The 20,558-nt window shown below is 43.2% G+C and carries 16 protein-coding genes; 8 read left to right on the top strand and 8 right to left on the bottom strand.

Annotated features, from left to right (window positions below; genetic code table 11):
• Positions 1 to 24: 24 nt before the first annotated feature.
• Entirely contained in the window at positions 25 to 462 is a 438-nt protein-coding gene (locus tag W293_RS0100940; protein ID WP_025650665.1) for a DUF3429 domain-containing protein, read from the bottom strand.
• Positions 463 to 501: 39 nt separating this feature from the next.
• Positions 502 to 1,848 carry a DASH family cryptochrome gene (locus W293_RS0100945; RefSeq protein WP_051395063.1) on the bottom strand — a complete coding sequence of 449 codons (1,347 nt, stop codon included), beginning with the start codon at positions 1,846 to 1,848 and terminating at the stop codon, positions 502 to 504.
• Positions 1,849 to 2,015: 167 nt separating this feature from the next.
• On the opposite strand from W293_RS0100945, the gene W293_RS0100950 reads away from it, so the two are divergent.
• A complete protein-coding gene (locus tag W293_RS0100950; RefSeq protein ID WP_025650667.1) occupies positions 2,016 to 2,246 on the top strand; it encodes a hypothetical protein in 231 nt (76 codons plus the stop codon).
• A gap of 152 nt (positions 2,247 to 2,398) precedes the next feature.
• Here W293_RS0100950 and W293_RS0100955 read toward each other — a convergent pair whose 3' ends face one another.
• Positions 2,399 to 3,883 (bottom strand): aldehyde dehydrogenase family protein, encoded by a 1,485-nt coding sequence (locus W293_RS0100955; protein ID WP_025650668.1) that lies wholly within the window; start codon positions 3,881 to 3,883, stop codon positions 2,399 to 2,401.
• Between the two features lie 457 nt (positions 3,884 to 4,340).
• Here W293_RS0100955 and W293_RS0100960 point away from each other — a divergent pair, with 457 nt between their 5' ends.
• From W293_RS0100960 to W293_RS0100980, 5 genes are all read left to right on the top strand, one after another.
• The gene (locus W293_RS0100960; protein WP_025650670.1) at positions 4,341 to 4,943 is read left to right on the top strand and encodes a TetR/AcrR family transcriptional regulator; all 603 of its coding nucleotides are present in this window, start codon (positions 4,341 to 4,343) and stop codon (positions 4,941 to 4,943) included.
• Positions 4,944 to 5,268: 325 nt separating this feature from the next.
• On the top strand, positions 5,269 to 6,480 hold the full coding sequence (locus W293_RS0100965; RefSeq protein WP_025650671.1) for an iron-containing alcohol dehydrogenase: 1,212 nt from the start codon (positions 5,269 to 5,271) through the stop codon (positions 6,478 to 6,480).
• Positions 6,481 to 6,794: 314 nt separating this feature from the next.
• Positions 6,795 to 7,844, top strand: a complete 1,050-nt coding sequence (locus W293_RS0100970) for an NADP-dependent oxidoreductase (RefSeq protein WP_025650672.1) — start codon at positions 6,795 to 6,797, stop codon at positions 7,842 to 7,844.
• Positions 7,845 to 8,060: 216 nt separating this feature from the next.
• Entirely contained in the window at positions 8,061 to 8,738 is a 678-nt protein-coding gene (locus W293_RS0100975; RefSeq protein ID WP_025650673.1) for a type 1 glutamine amidotransferase domain-containing protein, read from the top strand.
• Between the two features lie 31 nt (positions 8,739 to 8,769).
• Entirely contained in the window at positions 8,770 to 9,405 is a 636-nt protein-coding gene (locus tag W293_RS0100980; protein WP_025650674.1) for a glutathione S-transferase family protein, read from the top strand.
• A gap of 270 nt (positions 9,406 to 9,675) precedes the next feature.
• Here the strand turns inward: W293_RS0100980 and W293_RS0100985 are convergent, their stop codons facing one another.
• Together W293_RS0100985 and W293_RS0100990 are read right to left on the bottom strand one after the other, a co-directional pair.
• A complete protein-coding gene (locus W293_RS0100985; protein ID WP_025650675.1) occupies positions 9,676 to 11,010 on the bottom strand; it encodes a D-arabinono-1,4-lactone oxidase in 1,335 nt (444 codons plus the stop codon).
• A complete protein-coding gene (locus tag W293_RS0100990) occupies positions 10,998 to 12,251 on the bottom strand; it encodes an alanine racemase (protein WP_025650676.1) in 1,254 nt (417 codons plus the stop codon). The genes W293_RS0100985 and W293_RS0100990 overlap by 13 nt, the downstream gene beginning before the upstream one ends.
• A gap of 623 nt (positions 12,252 to 12,874) precedes the next feature.
• Here W293_RS0100990 and W293_RS0100995 point away from each other — a divergent pair.
• Together W293_RS0100995 and W293_RS0101000 are read left to right on the top strand one after the other, a co-directional pair.
• Positions 12,875 to 14,563 (top strand): MFS transporter, encoded by a 1,689-nt coding sequence (locus W293_RS0100995; protein WP_025650677.1) that lies wholly within the window; start codon positions 12,875 to 12,877, stop codon positions 14,561 to 14,563.
• A gap of 97 nt (positions 14,564 to 14,660) precedes the next feature.
• Positions 14,661 to 15,986 (top strand): HlyD family secretion protein, encoded by a 1,326-nt coding sequence (locus tag W293_RS0101000; protein ID WP_025650678.1) that lies wholly within the window; start codon positions 14,661 to 14,663, stop codon positions 15,984 to 15,986.
• 254 nt (positions 15,987 to 16,240) lie between these two features.
• Here the strand turns inward: W293_RS0101000 and pdxH are convergent, their stop codons facing one another.
• The 3 genes from pdxH to guaB all read right to left on the bottom strand — a co-directional run bounded on the left by pdxH (position 16,241) and on the right by guaB (position 20,169).
• Positions 16,241 to 16,894 (bottom strand): pyridoxamine 5'-phosphate oxidase, encoded by a 654-nt coding sequence (gene pdxH, locus W293_RS0101005; RefSeq protein ID WP_025650679.1) that lies wholly within the window; start codon positions 16,892 to 16,894, stop codon positions 16,241 to 16,243.
• A 238-nt stretch (positions 16,895 to 17,132) separates the two neighbouring features.
• Entirely contained in the window at positions 17,133 to 18,500 is a 1,368-nt protein-coding gene (gene glmM / locus W293_RS0101010) for a phosphoglucosamine mutase (RefSeq protein ID WP_025650680.1), read from the bottom strand.
• 196 nt (positions 18,501 to 18,696) lie between these two features.
• Positions 18,697 to 20,169 (bottom strand): IMP dehydrogenase, encoded by a 1,473-nt coding sequence (gene guaB / locus W293_RS0101015; protein WP_025650681.1) that lies wholly within the window; start codon positions 20,167 to 20,169, stop codon positions 18,697 to 18,699.
• Positions 20,170 to 20,558: the final 389 nt, after the last annotated feature.

Consider the following 20,558-nt stretch of genomic DNA (forward strand, 5'->3'; position numbering starts at 1 on the left):
ATACAGATGCTAAGCAAGCAGCCTTTAAATTTGTATAGCGGCTACAAACAAAGAAAAAACCACGATTAGGGTCACGTACTTTCTAACTTTAAAATACTTATTATCAATAATATCAGCGCGACGTAAACCATAATCAATGAGCAGCAGACAAATGAAGCCAATTATAAGCAACCAGATAAAACCCGTCGTTGATAGGCTTAAAAAGCCAAGCCATAGCAGCAGCGCAATAATATTGCTGAGTATAGGTAGCTTGACAGCCCACGGATGGTTATCAGCCAACCCCAGATGATTGCCCCAATGCGCGCCTGCCATAAATGAGGCAATGACTAACCCATAGACTGAAAGAATCTGCGTGGTTGCGCCCAGTACCCGTATAGCGTCAATGCCCATAGTGATAAAGATGGCGCAGGCAACGAACGGAATGACACCGGCAAACGTTAAATAAGGACTGGGTTTTTTCATAAGTCATACTTATATGTTATTTGAGCTGATAAGAAATATTTAAGACAACCACTTATCCATAAATTCACTATTAGGATCGTGCTGCTGAGTTTGTTTTTTTAGATTGAACTGACGACATCCTCTAGGGTCAGCGCCGACTCCAGCTAGATACTGCCAATTGCCCCAATTACTGCAGACGTCATAATCAATCAACTGCTGCTCAAAATAAGTCGCACCGTAGCGCCAATCAAGTCCCAATTCGTGAATAAAGGCGCTTGCAACCAGTTGTCGACCGCGATTTGACATATATCCTGTGCTATTCAACTGCTTCATACAGGCATTGATAATAGGATATCTCGTTTCGCCATTTTGCCACGCCTCCAAGCGCTGTTGATTATGACGATTGGCTGGTGCCTGATGACTGATACCTTTGAATAAAAATAATTCCTTGTCATGAGTGACGCCATACCAGTAAAAATACTCGCGCCATAACAACTCAAACCATATCCAGTACGTCGAGTCATTAGCGATCACTTCCTGCTCGTACTGACGCAAACGGTTTAATAAGACTTTGACCGATAGTGAACCGTTAGCCAGCCACGGCGAGAACTTTGTTGAGTCAGTCCAAGTATCGAGCGCATTACGAGTGGTCTTATAGCGACTTGGCGCATCCGACTTGAAATAATTATTTAGATGTACAAGTGCCTGCCCTTCTCCGCCTTTGAAGTTTGGCTCTAACTGTACAGATTTATCAAATGTTTTGGATTCAAAAATATAATGGCTACTATCTAGCGTTTTAGGCATAGGTGGTAACTTAGTGGGGGTTTGACAAATGGCAAGATCGTCTTGAGCGCTCAATAGATTATGCTCATACTCTACTTTTTTACGAAACTGAGTAAAGCTTTTGGGTAGCTCTTGAGTTGGCATTGAGGCAAAAAGCGTTGCGGTCGATCGATAGTGCCAAATGATTTGTGGATACTTATTTCGTAGCGCTTTATAAGCCAAATTCTGAGCGTAGTCGGCGGTGTTACTAACGCAGATATCACTAACATTTTGTGATTCAATAAGCTGACACAGATGGGTAAACGCATCTTCGTCTGCTTTTTTATCTTGATTTAAGTGCAACAACCTATTGCCTAAACGCTGTATCGATGACTCCAAATCTGCCAAACTTTCCATTAAGAATTGCTGGCGCGCCAATCCCCTCTCATCAAAGTGATAAGCTTGCCCCCAGTTTGGCGTTTGACTATCGGTCAACTCCGACGCATAAACCATTATTAAAGACCCACTATCAGCCAACGCTGCAGCGTGATTCAGAGTCGCGTTGTCATGCACGCGCAGATCATTATGAAACAGCATTAATACTGTTTTTTCACCTGACTCATTAGCTACTAACTGATTGCTCATGCTTATCCTTTAGAATTTAAAAGCCCCTACGCTATGACTATAATATTTTAAAAAAAGCGATACAGTATAGGACGTGTTAAATACCTGCCTTTTTGCAGCTACTGTAATCGCTAGCATTGACTCTACTTGAGTGGGCTGATTAAATGGTGGACACTTAGGAGAATACTATGACTGAAGAAAATGCACCTGCTGAAAAGCGTAAAATCGTTAATAAGTTTTTGATGACGCTGACCAAAGAACAGCCGCAAATGTATTATGCAACGACATCTGAGATCTCCCGTAGCATCCATACGATGATAAAAGAACATACCAATCGCCTATCAGTAGAAGAGCAAGCGCTCGTTAGAAAGATAACTATTGAAGAGATTGAAGCTTTGCTAGGTTTTCATTCTCGATAGCCTGTTTTTAGATAAAGCGATTCACAATGACAGCTGACACTCACAAAAAAAAGACCGCTATAAAAGCGGTCTTTTTCATTATTAACAATTCTAACTCGACTAGAACATACTATTAAAACAGCTAGTTAAAAAGACTAGCTAAAACGGCTAAATTAGAATGGATATTGACGCGGTTCGTTTTGCATTGATATCCAATGCGTTCTGGTAAACTCTTCCAGTATCCACTCACCATTGAAGCGACCAATACCTGAGTTTTTTTCGCCGCCAAATGGCATGTTGCTCTCATCATTGACTGAGATATCATTAATATGGGTCATGCCAGCTCTGATACCACGCGCAAAGCGCAGACCTTTTTGCATATCTGCTGTAAATACCGCACTAGATAGACCGTACATGGAGTCATTAGCTATCGATAACGCATCGTCCTCATCTTTGGCACGGATGATACCGACCAATGGTCCGAACACCTCATTACGTGACAAATCCATCTCACGAGTGACTTCAGTAAAGATATGCGGCGGTACTACTTGACCTTTTATCTCACCACTCAAAATCATTTTGGCACCTTCTTCCTGTGCTTTAGCGATTTTTTCTTTCAGCGATTTGACTTGTTTTTCATTAATGATTGGACCGACTGCCGTATCTTGCTTGTTCGGATCACCGACGTTTAAGGTTTTAACATGAGCTAAGAATCGCTCTACGAAGTCATCATAAATCTCGTCTTCAACGATAATACGGTTGATAGCGAGACAGATTTGACCTTGATGCAGGAACTTACCAAAGGCGGCGGCTTTTACCGCTTGCTCAATATCAGCATCCTTTAATACCACAAATGGGCTATTACCACCGAGCTCAAGCGCGACTTGCTTAATGTAGTCACCACCATTGGCCAGTTCGCCAATATGTTTGCCAACTGAGGTTGAACCGGTAAATGAGACAAAGCTTGGAATATCATGAGTGACGATGGCGTCCCCTATCTCACTACCAGCACCGACGACGACGTTGAGCAGTCCTTTTGGCAGACCCGCTTCTTCGAATACTTTTGCTAACAATAAACCACCCGTAATAGGTGTATCACTTGCAGGCTTGAGTACGACCGCATTACCGAGTGCTAATGCAGGCGCGATAGAGCGTTGGGTAAGATGTAGTGGAAAGTTCCATGGGCTAATGACGGCCACGACACCGATTGGCTCACGGTAGACGAAGTTTTCTTTGCCAGGTGTATTCGATGCACGAATCTCACCATGGACACGGTTAGGAAAGCTTGCGGCCTCAAGTGTAATCGCCCGCGCACTACCGAACTCTACCATTGCTTTGATACGCGTACTACCCGACTCCTTGATGAGCCAATCGACAATCTCGTCTTGACGCTGATCTAAGACATTGACGACGTTATACATTAAACTGGCACGCTCAGCTGGCGTCTTTTGCGCCCATTCTTTTTGTGCCGCATTTGCCGCCTTATAAGCTTCATCGAGCTGATCTTTGGTCGCCTGTTGAATCTCGACCAGCGTGTCGCCATTGAAGGGATTGGTGTTGGTATTGACGCTATCGTCTTTACCCTGTTGCCATGAGCCTGCGATATATTGCAGATGAAAATCATTATAGACGCCAGTTTTATTGGTATCGGTTGACATAATTATCCTTATTTATTTTATGGTTGTGAAATAAAGTGGTTGAGCTAGCAAGTATCTAGATGACTAATGATGCAATTAATGAACGCTGCTACTAGGGCACGTCTTCAATTCCCTCGATAGTCATCTAGATGGGCTAAAAAAATTTCGTCAGCATCTCAAAAATGAGTGCCTACTAAAACCTCAGTTATAAGCCGTTATAAAACGCAACTTGCTAGACGACTGGTCTAATGCTACCATAGGCATCATGAAAACGAGAATAATTTATCATTAAAGATTGTTGAATAAACGTAACGCCAAATAAAATACGTTGAAAGAGAGCGTTAAAAGTAATGATCTATATCTCGCCCAAACCTACCAATGAAGCACTTTATAATCGAATATGCTATTTGCACAACTTAATTTTGCACAAACTATTCCATCCCAATTATCAAAAAAATCTCAGGAGGACATTATCTTTATGTCTACTATTACAACGACCACTTCATCAGATACTAAAGCCCACCTATTAGCCACAGGCTACCAGCTTATTGCCAAAAAAGGCTTCACAGCCGTTGGTATCAAACAAATACTGGATACCGCAGGGGTGCCCAAAGGCTCCTTTTATCATTACTTTGAATCAAAAGAAGCTTTCGGTGAGGCAATCATCGGTGATTATTTTTTTAATTATAAAAATCGTTTAGAAACGATCGGCGAACAAGATGTAAGTGCCCAGCAAAAACTGTATAACTACTTTCAAAACTGGTATGACACTCAGCAAAATGGCTGTGACCATGGGAAGTGCTTGGTCGTCAAGCTTAGCGCAGAGGTGGCAGATATGTCAGAGACAATGCGTGAGGCCTTAAACGCTGGCTATCAGCAAACCGTCACTTGGCTTGCCACACAAATAAAGGCTGGTTGGGCTGATGGCTCTGTACCACAACTCGACAATATCGCTGCTGAGAGTATGGCAAAGCGCTGGTACTTTGCGTGGCTTGGTGCCAGCTTAATCGCTAAAACCAGCCAAACCAATACCCCACTTGCAGAAGTCTGGCAAATGACGACTTCGCAACTGGGTCGCTAACTGTCAGCACGCACCATCATCACACACTGTCACTCACGGTGCTTTTTCAACGAAGCCGCCTGTTTTTCATGAAGCTGTACGTCTCTAATTAGGTCTATGCTTCTGATAAATTAGATTATACGTTTTTGATAAAAACGCACCGTGGTTATAGATAGTCATTCATTAGATTCATACCATTTGCTTTACGATAGTTTTGTAACCATTCACGGTCAAGCTCTAGACGACCGGTCTAATTCATGTACAATGCGTGCAGATGTTTAGAACACGCATCACGAATTTTAGTTTTAAAACGTAAGACATACACTCTACAACCTTTAGGAAAATTATGAACAACTTCCAATATTACAACCCAGTACGTATCGTTTTTGGTGAAGGCCAAATCAAACAACTATCAGAGCTCGTCCCTACTGATGCTCGCGTCCTCATTACTTACGGTGGCGGCTCAGCTCAGCGCACTGGTACTTTAGATGAAGTTAAAGAAGCGTTAGCAGCCAGTGGCAATCGTGAAATTTTTGAGTTTGGTGGTATCGAGCCCAATCCAGAATTTGTGACTTTATTGAAAGCAGCTGACATGGTCAATGAACATAACATTGACTTCTTATTAGCAGTCGGTGGCGGTTCAGTCATTGATGGCAGTAAGTTTGTCGCGCTTGTGTCTTCATTAACTGAAGAAGATGGGTCTGTCTCACGTGAGCAAGCATGGGATGCATTGACCAGCTATTGCAGAAATATCGACTCTGCCGTTGATTTAGGTGCTGTATTGACCATTCCAGCAACGGGCTCAGAGATGAACTCAGGCGGTGTCGTCAACTATAGCGAACGTCAGGCAAAACTGCCCTTTGGTAACCCATTGGCCTTCCCTAAATTCTCAATCTTAGATCCAACGAAAACCTTAACATTGCCTGAACGTCAAGTAATGAACGGTGTTGCAGATGCCTTTGTCCATGTTATGGAGCAGTATTTGACTTACCCAGTCAATGCAAAAGTGCAAGATGCTTTCGCTGAGAGCTTACTAAAAATCTTGATTGAAGAAGGCCCTGCCGTCAAAAAAGATCCAGAAAACATGGAAACGCGTAAAAACATCATGTGGACCGCGACCATGGCATTGAACGGTCTGATTGGTACTGGTGTGCCACAAGATTGGACGACGCATATGATTGGTCACGAACTAACTTCATTGCACGCCATTGATCATGCACGTACGCTCACCATCGTCTTACCCTCAGTGCTACGTGAGCTAAAAGACAGCAAAAAAGACAAACTGCTCCAGTATGCACGCAATGTCTGGAACCTTACTGATAGCACTCAAGACGAAGACACCATCATTGAGACAGCGATTGTCAATACTGAGAACTTCTTCCGCGAGCTTGGTTTACCAGTCAGTTTAGAAGATGCTGAATTAGACCAGTCAGCAATTGACCCTATTATTAAGCAGCTCGAATCTCATAAAATGGTCAAACTGGGTGAGCACGGCACGAATGATCTTGACGTATCACGTCGCATCTTAGATCGTGCAGTGACCAGCAAAGCTTCGTAACCAATCAACACAGTAAACGAATGCTGTCTGAGATTGAATGGTATTTGGCTGAAACAACAACGCTCAAAATATTGATAGCCAAAATACCACTTTTTAGAATACCAGTATCTTTAATGACTGCAGTAACAGTAGCTATTCAAATATGAGTAGTTACTGCCCTTTTAATCCGCCATTAGCTTTCAACAAGCAAAGAGTCAATAACTATTAAAAAACGACTATGCAATATCTAACCGTTAAACCGTTAACTGTCTAAATATTAGTCATTAACTGACCATCAACATCTAACACTTAATAAATAAAAAAGGGGCTTCACTATGAGCTTTGAAAAACAACAAAACCAAGCAACAAACCGTCAAATTAAACTGGCCAGTCGTCCTCATGGCGCGCCAAAAGCTCACAACTTCGATATGGCTACCAGCGATATCCCAACGCCAAATGACAATGAAATGCTACTGCGTACGGTTTACCTATCATTAGACCCGTACATGCGCGGACGTATGAGCGATGCCAAAAGCTACGCTGATCCCTTAGAAGTCGGTGACGTAATGATGGGTGGAACGGTTGCCCAAGTCGTTGAATCTAACATTGATAAATTTGCCGTCGGTGATTTGGTGGTATCAAATTCAGGCTGGCAGGATTACAGCGTCAGTGATGGCGAAGGCGTGTTGAAATTAGATAAAGATATGCCAAACCCTTCTTATGGCTTAGGCGTCCTCGGTATGCCGGGCTTTACCGGTTATATGGGTTTGACCGATATCGGTAAACCACAAAAAGGCGAAACGCTAGTCGTCGCTGCTGCAACCGGTCCAGTTGGTGCAACCGTTGGTCAAGTAGGTAATCAGTATGGCGTACGTACGGTTGGTATCGCCGGCGGCGTCGATAAATGCGATTTCGCTGTTAATGAGCTAGGCTTTGACATCTGTATTGACCATAAAGCGGATGACTTCGCTGAGCAATTAAAAGCTGCCTGCCCAGACGGTATCGATATCTATTATGAAAACGTCGGCGGCAAAGTGTTTGATGCAGTGATTCCATTACTAAATGCTCATGCACGTATCCCAGTATGTGGTCTGGTCTCACAATACAACGCGACTGAACTGCCTGATGGTAAAGATCGCTTGGGTATGCTAATGGGTCAAGTATTGGCCAACCGTCTAACCATCAAAGGCTTTATCATCTTTGAAGAGTATGGCGATCATTTCCCAGAATTCTTGAAAACCATGAGTAAATGGGTAGAGTCAGGCGATGTGAAAACTAAAGAATATATGGCTGAAGGCTTAGATGATGCACCAAATGCCTTTGTCCGTATGCTCAATGGCGATAACTTTGGTAAAACTGTCGTAAAAGTAGCTGACGTCGAGTAAGTGACGTTAATTAAGTCATTAAATAACGACTTCACAACATAATTCGTTACGACAACTACTGAAAGTGACACATTAACCATGAATACTGTTAGCAGTCATTGCTAATGACAATATTAAATTAATTAAGTACGAATAATTAATTCAGTATAAATAGTTAAGCATGACTGCTAATACTCAATAATTTAAAAACAACATCAACAATAAATAAGGACACTTATGAATATTTTAATGGTACTAACCTCACATGATCAACTAGGCGATACTGGTAAGAAGACAGGCTTTTGGCTAGAAGAATTTGCCGCCCCTTACTATGCGTTTTTGGATGCTGGTGTCAATGTAACCCTAGCCTCTCCTGCTGGCGGTCAGCCACCTCTTGATCCTAGTAGCGATACTGAAGATGCGCAAACGAAAGATACGACGCGCTTTAAAGAAGACTCTGAGGCGCAGAAGCATCTTGCCAATACCAAAAAACTTGCTGATATGAAAGCGGAAGATTTTGACTCAGTATTTTATCCAGGTGGTCACGGCCCATTATGGGATTTGGCAGTGGATAAAAACTCTATTAATTTGATTGAGACGTTTGTGAAGCAAGATAAGCCGGTTGCTTTTGTTTGTCACTCTCCTGCTGCCCTCAAAAATGTCAAAATCGATGGCGAATATTTAGTGAAAGGAAAAACAGTCACTGGCTTTACCAATTCAGAAGAAGAGGCGGTTGGCCTTACAGATGTGGTACCTTTCTTAGTAGAAGATGCACTGATAGCCAATGGCGGTAATTATGAAAAAGCAGCTGATTGGGAATCGTTTGTGGTAGAAGACGGCTTGTTAATCACAGGTCAAAACCCAGCATCGTCAGAAGAAGCCGCTAAGCGTTTGATCGCAAAGCTTAACGGTTAATCCAATTGACAAAGTAAAGAAGAGTACTATTATGATTCGACTGCATCATCTAAACCAATCACGCTCGCTACGCATTTTGTGGCTGCTAGAAGAGCTAGGCGAGCCGTACGAAATTATTAGTCATCAGCGCGATGCTAAAACGCATCTGGCACCTAATAGCTTAAAAGCCGTACATCCCCTTGGTAAGTCACCGGTCATCGAAATGGATGGTGAAATATACTCGGAGTCAGGGGCCATTACTGAGCTATTGATCGAACGCTTTGCGCCAGAGCGTTTGCGCCCCGCTACTGATAGTGTGGATTATGGACATTATCTACAGTGGATTGATTTTGCTGAAAGCTCGCTCATGCTGCCATTGATGCTTGAGTTGTTTTCTAAAAAAGCAGGTATCAATGACAACGAGTTTTTGAACGGTTATATAGAGACAGAAAAAACCAGACTGTTCAAGTATTTAGATGCAGCGGTCGAGGGTAAGTCTTATATCGTCGGCAACCAGCTTAGCGGTGCTGACTTTATGTTGTCATTTGACTTAATTATTTTGGCCAGTCGTCAGAAATTAGACAACTATCCAAATATTAAGCAGTATGCATTACACTTGGCCAGTCTTGATAGTCATCAACGTGCGATGCGCTTAGAAGCGGAACACGATGAATCAATCCAGTCTTAAACTATTATTAATTTTATAAAAAGCAGCTCTTTAACGAGCTGCTTTTTTATGTCATAAACGAAAGACGTGCGATTTGCTTATCGTCAGTGAAAAGTAATATCGATACATCATGCACTGCTGATATCAATTTTTCTTGCTAGCTGTGCCTGCGCAGACAGAGGCTACAAAAAACTGAAAACTGATATCAGCAATACCGTCGCGTTCTTAGGATATTATGACTATAAATGAACGCTTAATCGTTTGACGAGACTGATTCGAAAAAGTCTAAAATTAGCGGTTGAGAAACTTTTCTTCAAGCCAGCGGTTCATAAAGACATTATCGGGATCGTATTGACGGCGAATCTCCAAAAATCGATTTAGCTTAGGATACAAGTTTTGTAGTTCTATATGGCTCAGTTTATTGACCTTACCCCAGTGCGGACGACCTTCCCATTTTTTCATATAGTGGTATAACCATTCAAATAGTGGCTCATCATTCATTCCTTTATACACATGGAATGATAGGACAGCACAGTCTTCTCCTTGAGTTGGACTCAACATGCCTGTTTCGCCTTTATGGGTGCGCACTTCAATCGGAAAATGTGAGCCCTTATTATCTTTTAGTAAAAGGTGATTGACCTCCGAGATACATTCATCAAAGTCAGAGAGTTTAATAAAGTATTCTGATTCGTTGAATTTGACACCGCGCGGTGTCGGAAACACCTCATAACTATAGCCTTCGCGTTTGGTATTCGGTATCGATCTTGCCGAGATTTCACTGACTTTTTTGGTGAGGGCGGGCTTCATACGTGCCAGCTCACAAAGCAGATAAAAAGCGCCATTGAGGGTCACGGCACTATCAAACTGATCTTTAAACTTCTGCCATTCACTCATTGGCTTTGGCGCTATCACAGACAGCGTTTTTTGTTGGAGCTTATTGGTACCTGGAAATAAAAACCATTCCAGATGGCGATGACTGTGGGCGGTCTCATAAAATCTGGCCAAACCCTCTTCAAAATCCAATACTTCATTGCTCTCTTTTAGGCCATAAAGGTCAACAACTTTGATGGTGAGCTTGGTAAATATGCCGAGCATACCTAGACTGGCATGCAAGGCATTGCCTAAATCGTCGGTTTCGGGATCACCGCGGTGATGAGTATGCAGCTCCCCGCGCCCATCTACCCATTCCCATATTACGACTTGATTGGCGATTGAGCCCAAGCTAATGCCTGTGCCGTGGGTGGCGGTACTTGCTGACCCTGCAATGGTCTGTGCTTGCACATCACCCATATTTTCTAGTGCCAAACCGTGTTCTTTTAGCGCTTCCCCAATTTCAGATAAATAAGTACCCGCCTGCAAAGTCGCTAATTTAGCCTCTTTATCTACTGAGACAAGTCCACGCATATTGTGTAGGCTGACGGCAATCTCTTCTGGCTTTGCACAGCCACTAAACGAATGCGCTGCACCCGTAACTCTAACTCGCTTTTTGTTGGCGCGGGCATTTTTGACGATATCTTGCAGTTCTGCAACGGATGAGGGCATGAGCTTTTGCTCAGGCTGAGCAGTCACATAACCGACCCAATTCTGCCAGTCGTTATTGCCTTGCCACTGTCTTAATGAAAACATTTACCCTCTCCTCGATAGGTGGTCATGGCTTGCTCAACTTTTGCACCGTTTGCTATTGCTCCAGTATTTGAAAAATGCGCAGATATGTCAGATTTTCGATAACAGCTTAGCTCATTAAAGTGTTCACACAGCTCGCCCGCTTTTGCATGTCGGCACCAGACAGCATCACCAATATTTAGCTCATTTTCACCATTAGCAGATTTTTTACCAACTTTACTAGCCGTCATCGGCGTTTGTACTTCGCCAAAACCTTCATCAGCCATTATCGACAAATTGGAGGGATAGTGCACAACAGGAGCTTTGTCCACTCCGGTGGCGCCTGAAGCGATAAACCCGCCGCCATGACAAGTAATAACGCCTTTTTCGGGCTGACGTGTGACGGGTAACACAAATCCTGCCGCTGGCTGAAACTCAGTCATGCTGTCCATGTAATCAAAATACGCAGGCTTATAATATGCCGAGCCAACAGTGATTTCAGTGATTTCAGGCTGGCGAGAAGTAAAATCCATACTACCGCTGCCACCGCCATTGACGATCTTTAGCTTATAACCTTGTTTTTTGAGCCAACTGACCAGCGAGCCTCGCCGCTGACTGACTTGTTTTTTTGAGCGGTTTTTTAACAGCTTAATGGCTGGCGTTAGTAGCGCTTTACCTGGCAGATGTTCGGGCAGTCCAGCAATTTGTGCTTCATAACCCATCGCTGCACAGACATTGACATTGGCCAATTTTTTGATGTGTTTGATGAGTTTTTTAATGTCTTTTTTACTCATTAAGGCAGAACGCTTGGTGCCAAAATACAACGTTGGCAGCGGCATCGACATATTGATATCGAGGCAAATATCTACCACCACATCATGCGCCTTACCGACTTTATTCAGTGCCTCTACATGTTCAGGACGATCTACCATCCAAATCATGGTCGCGCCTTGTTTTATATAGGGAAAAGTTTGCGTGACGCTCGTCATATCTAATGTCGGATAGGCGCAGAGAATATTATCAAAGCCGTTTTCTAACAGATAGACAGATTCGTCGGCAGCATAAGACATGAGGCCAATAAAATGAGGAGAGTGTTGTTTGATATAGTGTAAGACGTCAATCGAGCGCAGTGACTTGGTTGCCAAACGTAGGCTAACGGCTTGGGTTTTTTGATTGACCAGCTGAATGTTATGATCGAGGGCATCCATGTCGAGCCACGCACTCGGTGATTTGGGTGCTGTTATCGTTATCTGCGCAAAATCCATTTTGCTTCCTTATAAAAGTGAGTAATTACGCCTTTATAGACATTGCCTTGTGTCTTTTTTCTTTTTTTATTGCTTAGTGGTTTATTGATGGAAATTGATAAATAAGCATCACAGTTTGACCCGACAAAGTTAAACCGGCAAGCATCCTGTCTATAAAAATTCAACAATTATCAGTCATTGTACTTATGGCTATTACACGTTATCCCATATTTAAACTCTCTATTGCCACTAATTTTTTAAAATTCAGCCATTTTTAGCTTATTTAAATAGGGTCAATTGAATTGAGGACATGCCCTAATAGAGATTCAAAGCAGCTACTGCCTATCTTGACCTTTGCTTAGGGTTAACTATTACTGTTTATCCTTTATGATTTAGACGTTACCCCTTGTCCATAGTAATCTTATGCCGCTAATATTTTACTTCTCGTAGCAAGCGTACTCATAAATAAATGGGCGCTGTAAGATAACTCTTAATAGAATTATGATAAAATAGTTCAAACTCAGCTTGGGCTATTTTTCTCATTTTATCACTCTGATGATAGCGCTGCCCATTATGGGTAGCAATACCCCAGTCTTGTTTTGTCCAGTCTTGTTCTATCCAACCACGCCGATTATCTTACGCCCATGAATACTGAATACAAATTTAAGCCGCATGAACAGCCAATGATGGTTGGTTCTCCTGCCAACCCTGATCATCCTACACGCCGTAAACTATGTTATTTAATGATCGGAATTTTTATTGGGATAACCGCCAGCTTTCAAAATGGGCTATTGGTGGCAAACCTGTCCCAAATTCAGGGCGAAATGGGCTTAACACCAGTCGAAGGTGGTTGGATATCTGTCAGCTATAATATGACCAATGCTTGTATTACGGTGCTACTGTACAAAATTCGCCAGCAATTTGGCATGTCACTCTTTAGTAAAATTACCTTGTTTTTTTTATTGGCGGCCACGAGTTTGCAGTGGTTGGTCAGTAGCCATCTATTGAACGCTACCAGTATCCAAATTGATCCTTATTACTTAGAAATCATTGCTAGAGGACTCAGTGGTATGGTTGCTAGTGGCATGACCATATTAGGCTTATTCTATTGCTTGCAAGGTATGCCAACCGTCAAACGTACTAGTGGCTTGATATTAGGCTTTGGCTTGGTACAGTTTGGTATTCCCTTATCACGGATTATCTCACCCTATCTCGCTGTCGATGGTCAGCTTGAAAGCTTGTTTTTATTTCAATTTGGTTTGGCTTTGATTTGTTTTGGACTCATTAATATATTAGAGCTACCACCGGGCAATACTGAAAAAGTATTCGAAAAACTGGATTTTTTAAGCTTTGCTTTTTTTGCCAGTGGTCTTGCAGCATTGGCGGTGTTTTTAGTACAAGGCCGCATACAGTGGTGGACAACACCTTGGCTGAGCTACCCGCTCATCATTGCAAGCGTCAATATTAGCATCGCATTATGGATTGAGACTCACCGAAAAAACCCCATGTTACAGGTGCGCTGGATGCGTAGTCGCAACATTATTGCTTTTATGACAACGGGTGCGGTCATGCGTATCTTGCTATCCGAGCAAAGTGTTGGCGCTGCCGGACTACTGGCCAATCTTGGCTATGGTAATGATCAGCTGGTCACTTTTTATGCTGTGATATTAGCAGCCAGTATTTTGGCATTGGTCATTAGTATTTTTAGTACCAATCCAATAGATTTGCGTCGACCTGTTATTTTTGCAGTGGCGCTAATCGCTCTAGGTTCTTGGCTGGATACGGGTGTATCGATTAACTCGGCGCCGACGATGTTTTATTTTAGCCAATTCCTCATTGCTTTTGCCGCAGTGTATTTTATGGGTCCTCTGGTTTTTGAAGGGTTTTTACGAGCCATTGCCAGTGGCCCTGCGTATATTATTAGTTTTTCAGTGATTTTTGGTATTTCGCAGACGGTGGGCGGGCTTGCAGGAGCGGCGGCTATTCAAGCTTTTACCACTATTCGTACGCAAGTGCACTATGCCGATATGGTCAGCTCACTCAACTTAGGGGAGCCTGAGTTAGTAGCACAAGTTGCAGGCGCAGGTAGGGCTTTATCAGGTCAAATAACAGATTCTACCCAAGCCAACGTTGCTGCCATGGGACAAGTTTTGCAAGGTATCCAACGGCAAGCTACCGTCGCAGCTTACGATGACTTGTTTTTTCTTATGGCCAGTATTGCGACTTTGTCGGCTGTTATTTTATTGATAAATTATCTCTATAACCGTTATCACAAACGTAATCCCCTTGCTAAAGAGCTGGCTGTCATTGCCAAAATGCGTGAAGGAAAATAACGGCTTTAAATGCCTTAATTTTTGCTCGCCATCTTGCATAACATCATCGAAATATCGAACATAATTGTTATATTTATTCAAACTTTAGGAGCGCGTCATGAGCAAAGAAAACCCCAGTGAGCTTAACCAAAAATCTCAGACGCCAACTGACGCGCTGCTTAATACGACCCTTAATACAGCTAAAGTAAAAGTAACTGCCTCTCCAAAAAATAATAACGAATCAGTAGAGCCTGAAATTGCCGCTACCGACTCGAATAAAAAAGCGGATATCAATACAAATAAAAATACAGATAAATCGGCTGTCGATAGCCAAAATACCAGTGATAAACCACCAATGCCGCCCAAAGAGCCGATTGTGGCAGCCACTGGCTGGTCACCTATGAAAAAATCCTACCTAAATCTAGGTTTATTGATTGCCTTAATACTCATTGGCGTGGCATTGATTTTATATGCATGGAAGCTACCGCCTTTTACCCCGACTTTGCAGCAAACGAACAATGCCTTTGTGAAAGGGCAAACAACCATTATTAGTCCGCAAGTATCTGGCTATGTCACCGAAGTAGCCGTACAGGATTTTGCCCAAGTAAAAGCGGGTGATTTACTAATAAAAATAGACGATCGCGCGTTTCAACAACAGCTTGAGCAGGCGCAGGCCAATATTGAAGTGGCGGTTACCAACCGCTCTAGCAATGCTCAGGACACACAAACCAGCCAAGCACAGATTGAAGCACGCGAAGCGGATTTATATAGCGCCAAAGTGAGTGTCGATAGTGCTCGTGAAGATGTCAATCGCTATCAGGGTTTAGATGCCATCGGCGCGGTATCAAAGGCAGAAGTGGCTCATATAAAAGCACAACTTGCACAAGCGCAGGCAGGCGTTCAACAAGCTGAAGCGAACTTACAAGCGGCTCGTGAAAACCGTAAAAAGACCAGTGGTAGCCGCGCTTCGCTCGATGCCAATATAAAAAATGCTGAAGCAGCTCTCAAGCAAGCGCAGATTAATGTAGACAACACCATTATCACCGCCCCTGAAGCCGGACAGTTGAGTCAAGTCAGTGTCAAAGAAGGGCAATATGTCAGTGCGGGTACACAGCTCATGTATATCGTACCCAAAGGCATTTGGATTATCGCAAATTTTAAAGAAACGCAAGTTGCTAATATGGCCATTGGTGAACCTGCAACCATCCATGTTGACGCGCTGGGTGGTGCCAAATTTAGTGGTCATGTCAGCAACATCTCACCAGCCACTGGCAGTGAATTTAGTGCTGCAGCTGCCAACCCTGCGACGGGCAACTATATTAAAATTGCCCAGCGTATCCCCGTGCGCATTGATTTAGACCAAAATCAGGCTGCCCTTACCCAATTACGTCCCGGTATGTCTGTTTCGGTCGATGTCGATACCAATATTAAAGCAAAAAACTAGGGTCTGTTGAACATTCAAATATTAGGACTGCTGATATCCATTTTTCTTGCTTGCTGTGCCTGCACAGACAGAGGTCACAAAAAAATGATATCAGCAATATCGTCGCGTTTTTAGTATATCTTGACTATAGAGCATAGTGAATACACTCCAGCATAAAAAAACCACTTTAAATACCAATATAACTGGATTTAAAGTGGTTTTTTTAGCATTAAAACAAGCTGAAATATATCAGTCTTACACTTATTCATTTAACTTTATGGTAGTAAACGTTTAGTTGTCCAACTGGCATTATTCTGTTTGCTATCTTGGGTATACACAATGCGGTCATGCATACGATTGGCACGGCCTTGCCAAAACTCAACTTGCTCAATGGTAATCTCATAACCACCCCAAAATGCTGGCACTGGCACTTGGCTATTGTCTGGATAGTCAGCTTGTAGCTGATCAAAGGTCTGTTCCATGACGTCACGGCTGGCCACTTCACCGCTCTGTGGTTGGCTGACCCAAGCCCCTACTTGGCTATCGTGTGGACGCTTTTGAAAATAAGCAGCGGATTTTGCAGTATCAATCTTAGCAATAGAACCACTGATACGAACTTGACGTTCAAGCTCATGCCAAAAAAACAGCACTTCTGCATTGGGATTTTCAGCGATATCTTGACCTTTAGCACTTTCATAATTGGTATAAAAAACAATACCAGTCTCAGTAATCTCACGCAGTAATACGATACGTACACTGGGCTTGTTGTCTGCCCCACATGTTGCCAAACTCATGGCATATGGTTCTTGCACTTTTTGTGCTAGTGCCTCATTCATCCACGCTTTTAATAGCTCAAATGGCGAGGCGGGTATTGACTGTTGATCAAGTGCGCCCTTCTCATAGGAGAGACGTTGATCGGTAAAGTCCATGCTCATACTGCTTCCTTGATTGAATAACATTGATCACAATTTCTGATGATGTATTTGTTGAGATTATTAAGGCGTGTCCTCATTTCAAAAATGCTGATAAAAATGAGATAAATTGCCGTCAAACGAGAAAAATAGCGCAGATAATATTGGGATATTAACCAGCTATTTGACGATGTTTGGCAAGATTTAGCCATTTTTAGTCCATTTAGATGACTATCGAGTGAATTGAAGACACGCCCTAGCCCAATACCGCCTTAATTTGCTCAGCTAAGTCATTGGCCATCACATCACACTCTATCTCATCGTCTGACTCGACCATCACTCGAATCATTGGCTCGGTACCCGATTGACGAATCAATAGACGACCACGACCTTCTAGAGTGGCACGGGCTTTATCAAAAGCGGCGACCAGCTCTTCATGCTCAAAAGGATCTTGCATGGTAGACAAGCGCACATTGACCAGTTTTTGTGGCAAAATTTCAAAGCCTTCCATGAGGTCACTCAAGGCTTTATTCTGTGCTTGCATAACGGCCAATACTTGCAAGCTTGCGATAATCGCATCACCGGTACGACTTTTGTCTAAGCACAATATATGCCCAGATGGTTCACCGCCTAGTATCCAGTCATGAGCGGCAAGCTCTTGCATGACATAACGGTCACCTACTTTAGCCCGCGTAAAGGCAATACCGGCCTCTTTTAGTGCCAACTCCAGCCCCATGTTAGTCATGAGCGTACCAACCACTCCCACTGCAGGCGTCTTTCCCTGAGTGGCAAGCACGTATAAAATGCCATCGCCATCAACTAAATTACCTGCCTCATCAACCATCACGATACGATCGCCGTCACCATCTAAGGCGATACCAACATCTGCTTCGTGCTCAAGCACTGCTTTTTGTAAACTCTCCGGATGGGTCGAGCCGCAGTCAGCATTAATATTGATACCATCCGGCGTATTATTGATAGCAATCACGTTGGCACCCAGCTCACGCATGACTCTTGGGGCGACGCTGTAGCCTGCACCATTGGCACAATCGACAACGATAGTCAGATGATCTAAGTCATACTGATAAGGGAAACTGCCTTTACAGAATTCAATATAGCGACCCTTGGCATCGTTGATACGGTTATTTTTACCTAATTGTGCTGGATCAAGAATAGGCATGAGTACATCGCCACTATTAGAGTCGCTCATGATAGCTTTTAACTTATCATTAATCGCTGCTTGCATCTCATCAGTGAGTTTTTTGCCGTCAGCTGAAAAGAACTTGATGCCGTTGTCATAGTATGGATTGTGCGATGCTGAGATAACGACGCCTGCATCCGCATGGAAGCTACGGGTTAGATGCGCGATAGCGGGTGTTGGCAATGGGCCAAGCATATGTACATCGACCCCAGCTGCGTTAAAGCCAGCCTGAAGTGCTCCCTCAATGACGTAGCCTGATAGACGAGTGTCTTTGCCAATCACTACGCTCGGTTTACGAGTAGGATTGTCATTTTTTTCTATGAGCACCAGTCCAGTCACATAACCTAACTTCAAAATAAAATCAGGGGTAATCGGCAACTCACCAAATTTTCCGCGAATACCATCAGTGCCAAAGTAGCTCATTATAAATGTTCCTCAAGTCTAAAAATGAAACGCCAGACGTGCGCGTAGGCAAGGCAATAACCAGTATATTCTATTTGTGTATTTTACAAAAAAAACAGCCAACAATGACGGGGCATTGTTGGCTGTTTGTATCTTGATGTCACTATCCTACTGTCTGTCAGCAATTATCAACGTCAGTAGGACTACAGAATATGAATTAATCTACTCGATAGTTCGGGGCTTCTTTGGTAATTTGCACATCGTGAACATGCGACTCTTTCATCCCCGCAGACGTCACCTTAATGAACTGTGGTTTGGTACGCATATCTTCGATAGTCGCACAGCCAGTATAGCCCATTGATGAGCGTAAACCACCAACCAACTGATTGACGATACCTGCCACTGGTCCTTTGTAAGGAACGCGACCTTCGATACCTTCTGGGACTAGTTTTTCTACCCCATCTTTGGCATCTTGGAAATAGCGATCTGATGAACCGTTTTGGCCTGACATCGCACCTAAGCTACCCATACCGCGATACGCTTTGTAATAACGACCTTGGAATAGCTCAACTTCGCCTGGAGCTTCTTCGGTACCAGCCATTAGGGAGCCAACCATGATACATGAGGCACCAGCAGCGATGGCTTTTGCCATATCACCTGAGAAGCGAATACCACCATCAGCAATCAATGGGATACTATCTTTCAGAGCGCTGGCTACATTATCGATGGCCGAGATTTGTGGTACACCAATACCAGCGATAATACGGGTGGTACAGATAGAGCCAGGACCAATGCCAACTTTTACCGCATCAGCGCCCGCATCACGTAGTGCGATGGCTGCATCACCGGTAGCGATGTTGCCACCGATGACCTGTACATGAGGGAAATTTTTCTTGATCCAAGAGACTTTTTCAATCACGCCTTTTGAATGTCCATGGGCGGTATCGACCACGATAACATCGACGTCAGCGGCGATTAAGGCTTCAACGCGCGCTTGCGTATCTGCGCCAGTGCCGACAGCAGCGCCAACCCGTAGGCGACCTTGCTCATCTTTACACGCATTTGGATTATTCTCAGCTTTGGCAAAGTCATTGACCGTAATCAAACCGCGCAGACGAAAGTCTTCATCAATCACGATCACTTTTTCGATACGGTGCTCATGCAGCAATTTTTTGATATTTTCATTGCTTTCACCTTCTTGCACGGTGACTAGCTGCTCTTTTGGCGTCATGATATGGCTAACTGGTAACGACAAATTGGTCTCAAAACGCCAGTCACGATGGGTCACGATACCAACGACTTTATCAGTACCCTTCTCTACCACTGGTACACCTGAAATATTATTGTCTTGAGTCAATCTTAATAATTCACCAATTGTCATTTCAGGGTGAACGGTAATAGGATCAACCACGGTTCCTGCTTCGAATTTTTTGACGCGGCGTACTTGCGTGGCCTGCTTATCGATATCCATGCTTTTATGCAAGATACCCAAACCACCTAGCTGTGCCATGGTAATGGCCATTTCAGATTCGGTGACCGTGTCCATAGCAGCCGAGATTAATGGCAAATTCAGTGTGATACTTTTGGTCAGACGCGTGGACAGATCAGCAGATTTTGGCAGAATTTCAGAGTAGGCTGGTAACAATAAAACGTCATCAAAGGTAAAGGCTTCATCGACAATTCGTAACATACAGACCCCTAGTGGTGGTTATTTTGATGGGTGGGATTTTCGCATTAAGACAATCAATCAAGATCACCATTATGACTTTACGACGTTCAACCCTTATTTATGAAAGGCTTTGAATCATAGAGCTTTAGATAATAAGCAATGTACCAGTTGTTATTTGTCATTAGATATTTTTTATCAGTAAACAAAGACACTGGAAAACAGCTATTGATTTATCAGTGGTAAGAAGACACAAATACTGCAACCTCTTATCTTTAATCGCTCAGTTATCCCTTAAAAATAACGCCATATTATAACAAATAAACAAGCAAATCGCATGCTTATTTGTTAGCTTATTTTAACATCAATAGTTTGTCTGTTTTTGCCACTTTGCTTGCTGTCCACTATACCTA

This window comes from Psychrobacter sp. TB67, from assembly GCF_000511065.1.
GTDB classification, from domain to species: domain Bacteria; phylum Pseudomonadota; class Gammaproteobacteria; order Pseudomonadales; family Moraxellaceae; genus Psychrobacter; species Psychrobacter okhotskensis.